Genomic DNA, 13,662 nt, shown 5'->3' with positions numbered 1-13,662 from the left:
AAACTTCACGGCCTTTCCCCGATAGAATATCGGGAAAAGGCCGTGGCATAATACTCTTTTTATTACTGTCTACTTGACAGGGAGATGACCAGGGCTCGCCTTTTTTTATTCAGAAATATTGAAAATTCTATTTTTCAGTATTTAAAATGAATTTACCTACGATAGCTGCGAAGATACCACCAAGAATTGGTGCTACGATGAATACCCATAGTTGAGAAAGTGCTTCTCCACCAACAAATAAAGCTGGTGCGATACTACGAGCTGGGTTAACAGATGTTCCAGTTAACGGAATTCCTAATAAGTGAATTAAAACTAATGTGAAACCAATTACTAGTCCAGCTAAAGAAGAACTTCCTTTTTTACCTGTTACAGCAACGATAACTAAAATAAATACGAAAGTTAAAATGAACTCAACTAAAAATGCTCCAGATAAACCAAGAGTTCCGAAACCATTTTGTCCTAAATTATCTAAAGGTGTTTTAGCAGATTTTAAAATTGTTACTAACGTTGCAGTTCCTAATAAACCACCTAAAATTTGAGCTAATACATAATAACAAAGTTCCATAGCGTTCATTCGTTTGTTGATGAACATAGCTACTGATACTGCTGGGTTAATGTGACATCCAGAAATTGTTCCGATGCTATATGCCATAGCTACAATAGATAGACCGAAAGCCATAGCGATTCCTAATGTTCCAATTCCTTCAATTCCGCCGCCAGTGACAGCTACTCCAGTTCCGAATAATACAAGTACAAATGTACCAATAAATTCAGCGATTGCTTTTTTTAACATAATTTACCTCCTATTAATGCGCATGAAACGTATTATAACATAAGTTTTAGTATAAGCAGCCAATGAAATACTATTCTGATAAGGCGAAATAGGGGGACAATAAAAAAGAGTATGGTTCATCTCTATAGAACCATACCCTTTTTTTATGCCGATTTTTTCTGTTTAACGACTGGAACAGAACGGTTTAAAATACTATTTGCAACCATTCCTAACATGATAATAATCATTCCGATGAGAGAAAGTCCTCCAGGGAGTGAACCATTTAAGAAAATGATTTCTCCAAGTACGGTAAAGACCATCGTTCCAGCTTGTGTTGCTTCAACAGCTCCAAGTAGAGCGAGGTTATCTTTTGCTAAGTCAGTAGCAAAGAAAAATGTCATCGTTGCAATAACGCCGGAACATAATGCTAACAAAAATCCTTGAAGTATTTGGTTGGATGTTGGAATGCCAGTAGTAGAAAATCCGTATATACCAAGCAAGATTGTTATAGGAAGACTTCCAATTGCCATTCCTAATACACGTTGGAACGTATCAAGGCGTCCACCAACAAGCTCCATCATTTTTCGGTTACCGAACGGATATAAGAAAGCGGCTAATACGACAGGTAAAAAACCTGAAATGAACTGAGTCATTGTAATATGGCCTGCGGCAGTTGCTTGCATACAAATTACACCAAGTAAAATAAATAATGCAACATATAAGCTACGAAGTGGAATTTTTCCACGTACAAGTTTCGTACCTGATTTTGTTTCTATTTTCACGAAAAATAGTGGTGATAGTAGTAAACCAGCTAAAATCGTAACTTGCCAAGTTCCAGCAACGAGCCAAGCTGGAGAAAAGACAGCTGCGAAACTTAATAAAGAATAAAAACCAATACCGGCAACAGAACCCCATCCGATCCATGCCAATGGATGTTTTTTTAAATCTTCCCATAATCCCCTAAAGTTTTTGCGAAATAAAACGATAAGGAATAAAATAGGAAGAGCAAATAAAAAACGGAAGGAAGCTGTCCAAGCCCAGCTCGTTGCAGATACATTCATTGCTCTATTAATAATAAAGGTTGCAGAAAAAAAGGCCGATGATAAAAGACCTAATAAAATTGCGCGCATGAAGTATAACACTCCTTTCGAAAATAAATAATTATGTATAGTATGATATACTTTTAATTATTAAAAGTAAACTATTTTATACTTTAAGGTGGTTTTATATATGAAAGAAAATGAAGATATGCAAACGAAAGAAGTCATTCAACAAGTTGGACAGTTATTGAGACAAATTCGAAATGAACAGAAATTAAGTTTAGAAGAATTAGCTCATAAAACAGGAGTTAGTAAATTAACATTAGGAAAGATCGAAAGAGGGGAAACAAATCCGACACTAGCTGTCATTTGGAAAATAACGAAAGGGTTATCAATTCCTTTATCCAGATTAATGGTTGTTGGAGAACCTGTAGCTGTTGCGCGCTGTGGAGAAGGATTTGCAGTAGATGAAGGACAAGCGTGGCATTTAGAAACGATGTTCCGTTATACGAAAGAAACAGGGATGGAAATGCACCGCGCTTGTTTACGATCAAATAGTATATATGAGCCAGAAGCTCATCATGAAGGTGCGATTGAGCTTGTAACGGTAATGAAAGGGAAAGTGTCTATTCAAGTGGAGAATGATGTATACGAATTAAATGAGTTTGATTCCATTCAATTTGAAGCGAATAAGAAGCATATTTATAAAAATGAAGAAGAAGAAGTAGCGGTATTACATTTAACGATGAAATATTCTTCATGAAAAAATCACCTATAGGATTCTATAGGTGATTTCTCTTCTTAAGTATGTGAAATAATGCCGTTAGTACGAACGTGGCATAAGTAATAAACAAATGAAATAAACTAAAAATCCTGTCCCAAAACATAAAACAGCAATAACCCAAATGATACGAATAAGAGTAGAGCTAATATCAAAATATTCTCCTAAACCACCACATATACCAAATAGCATTTTATCAGTTTCGGATTTACATAACTTTTTTGACATATTCCAATCAACTCCTTTTTATATCAAACTGCATACTTTTATTCTATATGGAAATTTATGAGAAGACTATGGGGTTGTATTACATTTTTTTGTGAGAAGTGATCGTATTAATTGTCTTAATTTTCAGTGGATATTAAACTTGTAGTTATGAGGTGATTTTTAATAAAGGGTGGGGAAATAGAGATGACAGTATATTGGTTGACTAACGTAATGCTTGAATCAGGATATACATATGAAGAAGAGAGAATTTCACAAACAGAAACAGAATTATGCAGTTTACTTATTGAAGATGGTCGAATTAAAAAAATTATAAAAGGGATTGTTCAAGAGGAAGATATAGTAACTTTTGATGCTAAGAACTTATTAATGTTGCCAGCTTTCAAAGAGATGCACATTCACATTGATAAAACATATTATAGTGGCCCATGGAAAGCTTGTATGCCAGCAGAAAGTATTTTTACACGTTTTAATGAAGAAGAAAAAATTTTACCAAAGCAATTAGCGACTGCCCAAAATAGAGCGGAAAATATGCTAGAGTTACTACTGCAAAATGGTGCAACGAATATTAGAACGCATTGTAATGTCGATCCGATTATTGGGCTTGGTAATCTGGAGGCGACGTTAGCGGCATTAGAAACATATAAAAATCGAGTGTCTAGTAGAATTGTTGCGTTTCCGCAACATGGATTATTGCGCAGTGATTCTGTGCAACTCGTGAAAGATGCGATGCGTATGGGTGCTCATCTAGTCGGAGGAGTAGATCCAGCTACAGTAGATAATGACATTGAAAAGTCATTACATACAATTATGGATATCGCAGTAGAATTTAATGCGGATGTTGATATTCATTTGCACGATGCGAATAATCTTGGAACGTTTACGATGAAGAGATTGGCAAGTTTAACAGAAGAAGCAGGATGGCAAGGCCGTGTAACGATTAGTCATGCACTTGGACTTGGTGGTGTTACTGATAAAGAGGCTGAAGAAGTGGCAGAAAGACTCGCAAATGTAAATATTGATATTACTTCAACAGTGCCAATTGGTAAACAAGTAATCCCAATTCCGTTATTAGATAAAAAAGGTGTTAAGGTTGCATTAGGCAATGATAGCATTACAGATCATTGGTCACCGTTTGGAACAGGTGATATGCTTCAAAAGGCGAATCGATTAGCAGAGCGTTTTGGGTGGAGTGACGAAAGGTCTTTAGGAAAAGCACTCCGCTTTATTACAGGAGGAAAAGAAACGTTAAATAATGAAGGGAAGCGAGTATGGCCGAATGTAGGGGATGAAGCGAGCTTTGTTTTGACGAATGCGACATGCGCTGCTGAAGCAGTAGCGCGTCAAACAGAAAAACGTTTAGTCGTGTATAAAGGAAATATTGTTGTTGGAAGTTTAAATGAGGTGGAATTAAATAATCTTGTGTAGAAGAATCGTTTAAATATTTTGAGGAGGGTTCTAATGGTGAGTATAGAACTCTTCTTTTTTATTCTTACAATATATTTTTATAGGAAAGCTAGAAGGGATGAAAAAATTGGACAATCAACATAACCAAAATCATATTATGGGAACTTTGCAATGGTTTATATTTTTATTAGCAAATTCAATCGCACTACCAATTGTCGTTGGCGGATTATTTCATCTTACGACGGAAGAAATATTTTATTTAATGCAGCGTACGTTTTTTGTAGTTGGTATATCTTCTTTTTTACAAGGGTGGCTTGGGCATAGACTGCCAATTGCGGATGGGCCGGCTGGATCTTGGGTTGGTGTATTTACCGTACTTGCTTATGCAACGGCCGGACAGGATCAATTACATAGTACACTGCAAATTTTAGAATTAGGAATAATAATCTCCGGTGTTATTTTAATAGGATTAGGAGTAACTGGTTTTATAGGACGTATTTTATTTTTATTTACGCCGCTTGTGACAGGGACGTTTTTACTTTTATTATGTTTACAATTAAGTGGTGTATTTTTAAAAGGAATGTTAGGAATTACAGCTACTATTTCTCAAATCGACGGATTTACAGCAATGATCGCGTTTAGTATATTTCTGTTCGTTATTATACTATCTAATTTTGGAAAAGGCTTTGTCAAAAGTTATGCAGTTTTAATAGGATTAATTAGTGGGTGGATTATTTTTCTCATTGCAGGAAAAGTGACAATCCCATCTCAAGTAACTCATTTTGTGCAACTTCCACATATATTTGCTTGGGGACTTCCAAAATGGAATACTGGTATGGCTGTATCCAGTTTCGTTATGGTATGTATTTTAGTTTCGAATACGGTGGCAGCTATTATAGCAATTAATCAAGCAACTATTCATAAAGCGACTATTGAACAAAAACAGTTGAAAGATGGAACATGGGTTGGGGGGATTTCACATCTCATCTCTTCTGTATTTTCAACTGTAGGTGTCGTTCCGTTACCAGCAACGGCAGGATTTATACGTTTAACAAAACAAAAGTATATACGATCGTTCTTAATGGCATGTGCATTACTAGTCGTAATGTCTCTTTTTCCAAGTATTATTCGTTACTTAGCATCTTTACCATCAGCTGTTGCATCGGCTGTTTTAATGGCTTCGTTCGTACAGTTAATTGGAATTGGATTTAATAATATAAAACAAGTGCCGATGAGTGAAAGGAATGTAACGATCTTAGGCGTTGCAGTATTATTTGGCAGCGGCGTAATGTTTTTACCGTCTGGAGCACTCCAATCCTTGCCGTCTATTATGCAATATATATTCGGTAATGGTTTATTTGTAGGTACGGTTGTAAGTATATTGCTAGAACAAATATGGCGCGTTGGAAAGTAAGTGGATAAAAAGAGTGTACGCACTGTATAAAAGTCTAAAATAACATAGGAAATAAAGCCCATTTTTATTCACCACCTGCACATTTCGTTCATACAATATCTTGACTAAATAAACACCCAACTTACACATACACAGCTCTGGCTTAAGCAAGGAGGGTTATACCAGTTGAAGGAAAAAGCGTATCAATCTAAACCTTTACTCACAAAGAGAGAGAGAGAAGTATTTGAATTGCTGGTTCAAGATAAAACAACGAAGGAAATTGCAGGTGAACTTTTTATAAGTGAAAAGACAGTTCGCAACCATATCTCAAACGCAATGCAAAAGCTAGGGGTTAAAGGACGTTCACAAGCAGTTGTGGAGCTTCTTCGTATGGGAGAGCTCGAATTATAAGAAAGCAGCCGACTTTTATATAAAAGTCGGCTATTTTTTGTTTGCTTCACTTGCTATATGAATGATAAGAACACTCCATACATAAATAGGTAATAAGGAGGGGATATGTTGAAAAGGATACTGTTAGTTTCAACAAGTGCTCATGATATGAATGGACACCCGACTGGTTTGTGGCTGGAAGAGCTCGCAGCTCCTTATCATGTATTTAAAAAGGCTAAGTTTGATGTTGATATTGTGTCAATAAAAGGTGGGAGAGTACCTATAGATAGAGTGTCTATTCCGAATGGTATACCTCGCGAATCCAAGCATGTAGCTTCTTTATTGCAAAATACGAGGCCGATTTCAAATGTTCATTTTTCGGATTATGATGCGGTTTTATTTTGTGGTGGGCACGGGGCGATTGTAGATTTTCCAGGTAATCCATATGTAGCAAATTTGATTGAGAATATGTATAACAATAACCGGATTGTAGCGGCTGTTTGTCACGGAGTAAGCTCTTTAGTCGGTGTGAAAAATAAGGATGGCTCGTTTTTTGTTGCGGGTAAGCGTATAACAGGTTATACAAACGATGAAGAAAGAGCTGTACATTTAGAAAAGCGCGTTCCGTTTTTGTTAGAAAGTAAGTTGAAAGAAGAAGGAGCTTTGTTTTATGTAGCCCCCAATTTTACGCCGCATGTAGTAGTAGATGGTCATTTAATTACAGGACAAAATCCACAGTCTAGCGTGGAAATAGGTAAGGCTATAAAAAGGGCTGTAAATAAATTATCGTCATTTTAATTTCTGCTCATTTCTTCTTATTAATGGGAATGTCTTCTTTTCAAAAAAAGATGGAGCAATGAATATGCACTTTATATAGAAGAAACCGACTTTCTTATAGAAGGTCGGTTATTTTTCTATCTTGCAAATTACGAAAAAAAGGAGCAAAATAAAAAAGGTCCTAGTCTATACATGGGCAAATGAAAATTTTCATACAGAAGCATTTGAAGTGAGCGAACTTAAAGTGTGTAAAATATAATGATAAACATAAAAGATGATGAATGAGAAAACGGGTGATGAAGTTGAATAGAGCAATCGGTGTTATCGATTCAGGAGTTGGCGGTTTAACAGTAGCGAAGGAATTAATTCGTCAATTGCCGAAAGAGCGTATCATATATTTAGGAGATACAGCACGTTGTCCTTATGGTCCACGTTCTCGAGAAGAAGTACGTCAATTTACGTGGGAAATGACGGAGCATTTACTAGATTTAAATATTAAAATGTTAGTTATTGCGTGTAATACAGCAACTGCAGTTGTATTAGAAGAGATGCAAAAACAATTACCAATTCCAGTAGTAGGAGTTATTCACCCAGGATCACGTACAGCTTTAAAAGTGACAAACACGTATCACGTTGGGATTATTGGAACGATTGGAACGGTGAAAAGTGGTGCATACGAAGAGGCGTTAAAGTCTATTAATAACCGTGTTATGGTAGAAAGTTTAGCTTGTCCACCTTTCGTTGAACTTGTAGAGAGTGGGAATTTCGAAAGTGAAATGGCGTATGAAGTTGTAAGAGAAACGCTGCAACCACTGAAAAGTACCGATATTGATACACTTATATTAGGTTGTACACATTATCCGATTTTAGGACCTGTTATTAAAAAAGTAATGGGAGATAAAGTGCAACTAATTAGTTCTGGTGATGAAACAGCACGTGAAGTAAGTACAATCTTATATCATAGTAAAATGTTGAATGAAGGAGAAGAACAAAGCGATCATCTCTTCTTAACAACAGGAAAAATAGGCTTGTTTAAAGAAATTGCATCAAAATGGTTTGGTCAACCGATTGAAAATGTGAAGCATATTCATTTAGAAAAAGAATAATAGTAGAATTTATATAAGTGAGCTCCTGAGAAATCAGGAGCTTTTGTTTTATCTTGCTATTTGCTGGGTAGTAAGACCCCTGCTGATTAAAGTTTCAATTTATAAGAGGCACAGATTGTTCTAAAACGTGAAACAGCTCGTATACATAATAGTACAAACTTAGATTTTAGGGGGGGAATGGCATGCCTAAATCCACTTTTAAATGGGTTGTTGGTGCTACTGTGAGCGCTGTTTTACTAACAGGGTGTGGCTTTATAAATCAAGAGAAAGCAACTGAACAAATTGATCCGCCAAAACAAGTTACGTATACAGAGGGTGGGAAGAAAGAAGTAGCTAAAAAAGATAAGCAAGGGCAAATGGTAAATAGAGAACTATACCTTGTTGATAAAAATGGTTATGTTGTACCACAAACGTTAGCTATACCTACTCCGAAAGCAAATGAGACTGTGAAGCAAACGTTAGAATACCTTGTGAAAGATGGACCGGTAACGAATTTATTACCAAATGGGTTTCGTGCAGTCATTCCGGCGAATACAACGATGACCTTAGATTTGAAAAAGGACGGAACGGCAGTTATTGATTTCTCTAAAGAAATGAAAAACTATGCGAAAGAAGAAGAGCGTCAAATCGTTGAATCTATAGCTTGGACGTTGACGCAATTTACAGAGATAAAACAAGTGCAGTTCCAAATAAATGGTGAGAAATTGGCAAAGATGCCGGTTGGTGGTACACCGCTTGGTGAAGGAGTGAGCCGTGCAAATGGTATTAACTTCGATGATGAACAAGTAGCAGATGTAACAAATACAAAACCAGTCACACTGTATTTTATGGCGCAAAATAATAATAAACAGCAATACTACGTACCAGTCACACGCCGCGTTGCGGAAGGTAAAGAAAATGACTATGCAGCAATTATAGATGAGCTTGTAAAAGGTCCGATCCATCAATCGCTCCTGAATGATTTTAATCCAGGCGTTAAGCTTATTACGAATCCGAAATTACAAGACGGAAATCTTACATTAAACTTTAATGAAAATATATTTGTAAACCCAGATAAAAATATGATTTCAAATTACGTATTGAAGTCGTTAGTTTTATCTTTAACAGAAAAGAAAGGTGTGAAAAATATTTCTATTGAAGTAAATGGAAAAGCAAATCTTATAGATGAAAAGGGCGGAAAGTTAATAAAACCTGTAGATCGTCCAGAAAACGTGAATACAGGTAGTTTTTAATCTTGAATAATTTGATATACTTAAGTAAGAAAGGAGAATTGCTTTTTGGGTTCTCCTTCTTTTATTGTATACATATCATACATTTAAATTTGGCTATACTAACGAGTAGTAATTAAGAGGAGGTTATTTTTATGCGAGTAGATGGTAGAGAGAAAACAGAATTACGCCATATACATATTCATACGAATTATTTAAAACATCCAGAGGGATCTGTATTAATTGAAGTTGGGGATACAAAGGTGATTTGCTCAGCAACAATTGAAGAGCGTGTACCACCGTTTATGCGTGGAGAAGGAAAAGGATGGGTAACAGCTGAATACGCGATGATTCCGCGTGCAACAGAACAACGTACGATTAGGGAGTCAAGCAAAGGGAAAGTAACAGGACGTACAATGGAAATTCAACGTCTAATTGGACGAGCATTACGTGCGGTAGTTGATTTAGAAGCGCTTGGCGAGAGAACAGTTTGGATTGACTGTGATGTCATCCAAGCAGATGGTGGAACGAGAACAGCTTCTATTACAGGTGCATATGTAGCGATGGTATTAGCTTTCGAGAAATTATTACAAGCAGAAAAAGTATCTAAAATTCCAGTAAAAGATTATTTAGCAGCAACGTCAGTAGGAATTGTTGAAGAGCAAGGTGTTGTTTTAGATTTAAACTATGCAGAAGATTCTAAAGCAGACGTTGATATGAACGTGATTATGACTGGAAAAGGCCAGTTTGTTGAGGTGCAAGGAACTGGAGAAGAAGCGACGTTTAGTAGAGCGCAGTTAAATGAACTACTTGATGCTGCGGAACAAGGCATTTTCCAACTGATTGATATGCAAAAAGAAGCTTTAGGTGACATCGTATCTCATATAGAGTAGAGGTGGAAAGTATGAAACAAGTTGTTGTAGCGACAAAAAATATGGGTAAAGTACGTGAGTTTGCTGAGTTATTTGAGAGATTTGATTTAGAAGTGAAATCATTACACGATTTTCCTCATATTGAAGAAGTCGAAGAAACTGGTGAAACATTTGAGGAAAATGCGATTTTAAAAGCGGATAGTCTGAGCAAACAGTTGAATGCAATTGTAATCGCAGATGATTCAGGTCTTATTGTAGATGCTTTAAATGGAAAGCCAGGCGTGTATTCAGCTCGTTTTGCTGGAGAGCCGAAAGATGATCAAGCGAATATTGATAAAGTGTTACAAGAATTAAATGAAATACCGTTTGATAAGCGTAAAGCTCGCTTCTACTGTGCATTAGCAGTAGCTTTCCCTGAAGGTGATAAAAAGCCTGTTATTGTAAACGGGACGTGTGAAGGATATATTTTAGAACAGCGCCGCGGAGAAAACGGCTTTGGATATGATCCGATTTTTTATGTGGAAGAATATAAAAAAGCGATGGCGGAACTAAGCTCAGATGAGAAAAATGCCATTAGCCACCGCGGACGTGCTCTTCGTAAATTAGAAGAAAAAATCCCGGAATGGTTTTTAGGAGAATAAGGGAGAGAGATTGATGAAAGCTTTAATCGTAAGCGATAGTCATAGCTCTGTGAAGGAATTACAGCAGTTAAAAGAGAAATATGAAGGGAAAGTAGATATCATGATTCATTGCGGTGATTCGGAGCTAACGCCTGCTCATGAAGAGTTGTAAGGTTTCCATGTTGTAAAAGGGAATTGTGATTATGCTAACTTTCAAGACGAAATCGTAACTGATGTAGATGGCATTCGTTTCTTAGTTGTGCACGGACATCGTCATAACGTGAAAATGACATTGCAAACATTAGCGTACCATGCAGAAGAGGTAGGGGCGCAAGTTGCGTGCTTCGGACACTCTCACGTATTAGGTGCAGAATTAATCAACGGCGTTTTATTTATTAACCCAGGCAGTGTTTTATTACCACGTCAGCGTGTAGAAAAGACATTTGCTTTATTAAAAATGGATGAAAATCAAATGGAAGTTCGTTTTGAAACGTTAGACGGACAGCTAGTTGAACAAGCAGTTTTTAAAAGAGGATAAGAAAAATTATCCTCTTTTAAAAAAGGTGTTGACTTTATGTATGGTTATACATATAATAAATATTGTCGATAGGGCAACGGCGCTAACGAAGAAAAATAAAATAACATATGCGGGTGTAGTTTAGTGGTAAAACAGGAGCCTTCCAAGCTCTGGTCGAGAGTTCGATTCTCTTCACCCGCTCCATGTCCCAGTAGCTCAGCCGGATAGAGCATACGCCTTCTAAGCGTACGGTCGGGAGTTCGAATCTCTCCTGGGACGCTAAAAAAACCTTTTGCGGTGACGTCAAAGTCCGCAATATATAAGCTCTCTAATTCGTAAGTTGAATCGTACAATGTGCGGTCGCTAACGAGTTAGGGGGCTTATTTTTTTATGTGACAAATTGTATTATAAAAAAATACACCCCCAATTGTTAGTTATGTCTAACAATTTTATTTTCAATTATGTAACTAATTGCATTCATTCTCCCTGTTAGTAATTTCTAATATTTGGAACAGTGAAATAACCATACATGGTATAATTTTCTTATAAAATGCTTTATAAAGAAGGAGGATCAATGCATGAGTTTAAATATGTATTTGGGAGAAGTACAAAGCCAAACTCATAGCATGAACGCTGTATGTTCCTCTACCATTCAAGGTATGGAACAAGCCATTCAGTCGATTGATGCTTTTACAAGCGATACTGTTCTACAAGGGCAAACTTACGATAGTGCAAAAGCATTCTTCGCAGAAACTTTTCGTCCTTTAGCATAAGGAATCATTTATTTATGTGAAGAATTAATCCGTCAGAATGATGCCTTTCCAAATCAATTTCAATCACAAGTTGCTTCCACAGATGTAGTTGAACAAGAACTGTTAGAACAAATTCGAGAGATTGACCGAATGATAGCAAGTACAGAAGCACTCAATCAAGCTATGCCAATCTCGGGCATGGACGCTATGGTAAATCTTTTTATTGAGATGCGGCGTAAAATTCAGGAAAAATTAGAACATCTATATGAATTTAATCGAACGTCTAGTAATAATTACGCAACAGTACTTCAACTAGCCGCTAGTATTGCAACAGGTCTTTCAGAAGTACAAAGTGGAAAAGGATTTAGTCCTGCAAGTGGTACATTTAGTACGAAAGAATTAAATATGGAGTGGGTGACTTCTATTGAAGCGATTGCAGAAGATAGGAATCGTCAGGCTGATAATTCAATTGAAGAAGGTGCAATGTGTGGCAAACCAAAATCTGATTTAGAGAAAGCTTGGGATGGTCTTTATGATGGTGCAGGAAAAGGTGTTGGAGATGCTTGGGAAGGATTTAAAACGTTAGGTGACGATGAAACATGGTCAGACATGTGGGATGCAGTTGTCAATTATGACGAAACTCTCCCTGCCATGTGGAATGCCTTTTCAGATTCTTTTATGGATGATGTTTGGCATGGTGATGTTGAAAGTGGCTTTCGTTGGGGTTCTTACCTTGTAACATCGGTCGGATTAGGATTCCTTGGAGGTAAAGGGTTGGATAAAGTTTCTACACTTGCTAGAGGAGCTAGATTCTCTAAAATAACTCAGATTACGCCACCACGTTTACAACCTGCTTTTGCAGGTGTTGGTCTAACTGGTGAAGCTATACTTAGTACATTACCACCATCGGGACGCTGTAAGTGGTTATCTTATGTTTGCTAGACCTTCATGGAGGCAGTCTGAACTTGACGTAGGGAAAGAGAACCCCAACTATCGAGAACAAGTTATTTTTAAAGATGGCGAAGAGTTAGAGAAAAAAACAAAAGGTTCTTCTATTCCTGATTTATATAGTGAAGGGGTTAAACATGCAATCGAAGTGAAAAATTATGATGTGTCTACATCAGCTAAGAGAACGAGATTAGCGTATGTTATCGGGAAACAAGTGGAGGCGAGATTAAAAAACTTACCTGAAGGAACTACTCAATCAATGGTTGTTGACATTCGGGGACAAGAGATTGGTGCTAGAGAGATTTTAGAACTAAAGAAAAAGATTCTTGATAAAACAAATAATCAAGTAACAGTGAAAATTAAAAAACAATAATATAAAGGAGGGAATTGAAGATGACAGTAGGATTTGGCGTAGATGTTATTTTTTATGAAGTAGGTCATCCTGATTTGTTACACAGCTTTTTTTCAACAATGTCTTACCATACAGAACCTGAAGGGTGGGGGACAAAATATCCTTTACTTATGAAAGATTTGTACTTTGAAAAATTAAGTTGGGAAGATGTAAAAGAAGCGAGAGAAAATTTAAAAGAGATTCAAAGTGTATTACAAAAAAAGAAACCCGATGAAGTGGTATGGGATATTGAAGATTTAGAAAAGAGACCTCCTTGGGATGGGCAACAGCTTCCACCACAAGTGACAGATTTAACTACATATTATGCCACATCTAGAGGAGTTACCTATTTCGACCTGCTATTTCACGCATTTGATGATGCACAAGAAGTAGAAATAGATATTGTAATACGAAAAAGTTTAGCAGATAAAACACCTTAACTTTTACTGTTAGCATCTTAAAC

13 protein-coding genes, 2 tRNA genes and 2 pseudogenes are annotated in these 13,662 nt (G+C 36.6%); 14 read left to right on the top strand and 3 right to left on the bottom strand.

The features are described 5' to 3' along the window. Window positions 1-127: 127 nt before the first annotated feature. Window positions 128-793 carry an aquaporin gene (locus tag MR169_RS02685; protein ID WP_000913213.1) on the bottom strand — a complete coding sequence of 222 codons (666 nt, stop codon included), beginning with the start codon at window positions 791-793 and terminating at the stop codon, window positions 128-130. A gap of 143 nt (window positions 794-936) precedes the next feature. Further along, window positions 937-1,902, bottom strand: a complete 966-nt coding sequence (locus MR169_RS02680) for a DMT family transporter (RefSeq protein WP_242318846.1) — start codon at window positions 1,900-1,902, stop codon at window positions 937-939. 100 nt (window positions 1,903-2,002) lie between these two features. On the opposite strand from MR169_RS02680, the gene MR169_RS02675 reads away from it, so the two are divergent. After that, window positions 2,003-2,575 carry a helix-turn-helix domain-containing protein gene (locus MR169_RS02675; RefSeq protein WP_000661924.1) on the top strand — a complete coding sequence of 191 codons (573 nt, stop codon included), beginning with the start codon at window positions 2,003-2,005 and terminating at the stop codon, window positions 2,573-2,575. A 60-nt stretch (window positions 2,576-2,635) separates the two neighbouring features. Here MR169_RS02675 and MR169_RS02670 read toward each other — a convergent pair whose 3' ends face one another. Continuing rightward, on the bottom strand, window positions 2,636-2,821 hold the full coding sequence (locus MR169_RS02670) for a PspC domain-containing protein (protein ID WP_000038411.1): 186 nt from the start codon (window positions 2,819-2,821) through the stop codon (window positions 2,636-2,638). Window positions 2,822-3,004: 183 nt separating this feature from the next. Between MR169_RS02670 and MR169_RS02665 the strand changes: the two genes are divergently transcribed. The 13 genes and pseudogenes from MR169_RS02665 to MR169_RS02600 all read left to right on the top strand — a co-directional run bounded on the left by MR169_RS02665 (window position 3,005) and on the right by MR169_RS02600 (window position 13,639). Next, window positions 3,005-4,246, top strand: a complete 1,242-nt coding sequence (locus MR169_RS02665; protein WP_000219559.1) for an amidohydrolase family protein — start codon at window positions 3,005-3,007, stop codon at window positions 4,244-4,246. A 97-nt stretch (window positions 4,247-4,343) separates the two neighbouring features. Next, a complete protein-coding gene (locus MR169_RS02660) occupies window positions 4,344-5,639 on the top strand; it encodes a purine/pyrimidine permease (RefSeq protein WP_016118683.1) in 1,296 nt (431 codons plus the stop codon). 165 nt (window positions 5,640-5,804) lie between these two features. Then, window positions 5,805-6,029 (top strand): spore germination transcription factor GerE, encoded by a 225-nt coding sequence (gene gerE / locus MR169_RS02655; protein ID WP_000659484.1) that lies wholly within the window; start codon window positions 5,805-5,807, stop codon window positions 6,027-6,029. Window positions 6,030-6,134: 105 nt separating this feature from the next. Then, a complete protein-coding gene (locus tag MR169_RS02650; RefSeq protein ID WP_242318845.1) occupies window positions 6,135-6,806 on the top strand; it encodes a type 1 glutamine amidotransferase domain-containing protein in 672 nt (223 codons plus the stop codon). 275 nt (window positions 6,807-7,081) lie between these two features. Continuing rightward, window positions 7,082-7,891, top strand: a complete 810-nt coding sequence (racE, locus tag MR169_RS02645) for a glutamate racemase (protein WP_000774005.1) — start codon at window positions 7,082-7,084, stop codon at window positions 7,889-7,891. 182 nt (window positions 7,892-8,073) lie between these two features. Continuing rightward, the gene (gerM, locus tag MR169_RS02640) at window positions 8,074-9,123 is read left to right on the top strand and encodes a spore germination protein GerM (protein WP_001126746.1); all 1,050 of its coding nucleotides are present in this window, start codon (window positions 8,074-8,076) and stop codon (window positions 9,121-9,123) included. A 131-nt stretch (window positions 9,124-9,254) separates the two neighbouring features. Beyond that, window positions 9,255-9,992: a ribonuclease PH gene (rph, locus tag MR169_RS02635; protein ID WP_001261765.1), complete on the top strand. Its 738-nt coding sequence runs from the start codon at window positions 9,255-9,257 to the stop codon at window positions 9,990-9,992. A gap of 11 nt (window positions 9,993-10,003) precedes the next feature. After that, the gene (locus MR169_RS02630; RefSeq protein WP_000815929.1) at window positions 10,004-10,612 is read left to right on the top strand and encodes an XTP/dITP diphosphatase; all 609 of its coding nucleotides are present in this window, start codon (window positions 10,004-10,006) and stop codon (window positions 10,610-10,612) included. A 13-nt stretch (window positions 10,613-10,625) separates the two neighbouring features. Continuing rightward, window positions 10,626-11,129: pseudogene (locus tag MR169_RS02625) on the top strand (metallophosphoesterase). A 109-nt stretch (window positions 11,130-11,238) separates the two neighbouring features. Beyond that, window positions 11,239-11,312, top strand: a tRNA-Gly gene (locus MR169_RS02620). A 1-nt stretch (window position 11,313) separates the two neighbouring features. Next, a tRNA-Arg gene (locus tag MR169_RS02615) sits at window positions 11,314-11,387 on the top strand. Window positions 11,388-11,686: 299 nt separating this feature from the next. Next, window positions 11,687-13,181: pseudogene (locus MR169_RS28285) on the top strand (T7SS effector LXG polymorphic toxin). A 20-nt stretch (window positions 13,182-13,201) separates the two neighbouring features. Continuing rightward, window positions 13,202-13,639 carry an Imm70 family immunity protein gene (locus MR169_RS02600; protein ID WP_044796513.1) on the top strand — a complete coding sequence of 146 codons (438 nt, stop codon included), beginning with the start codon at window positions 13,202-13,204 and terminating at the stop codon, window positions 13,637-13,639. Window positions 13,640-13,662: the final 23 nt, after the last annotated feature.

It is taken from the genome of Bacillus cereus group sp. BfR-BA-01349 (assembly GCF_022663795.1).
In the GTDB taxonomy this organism is placed as follows: Bacteria; Bacillota; Bacilli; order Bacillales; family Bacillaceae_G; genus Bacillus_A; species Bacillus_A cereus.
Note: the sequence above shows the minus strand (reverse complement) of the source record. Positions and strands in the feature narration are given on the sequence as shown.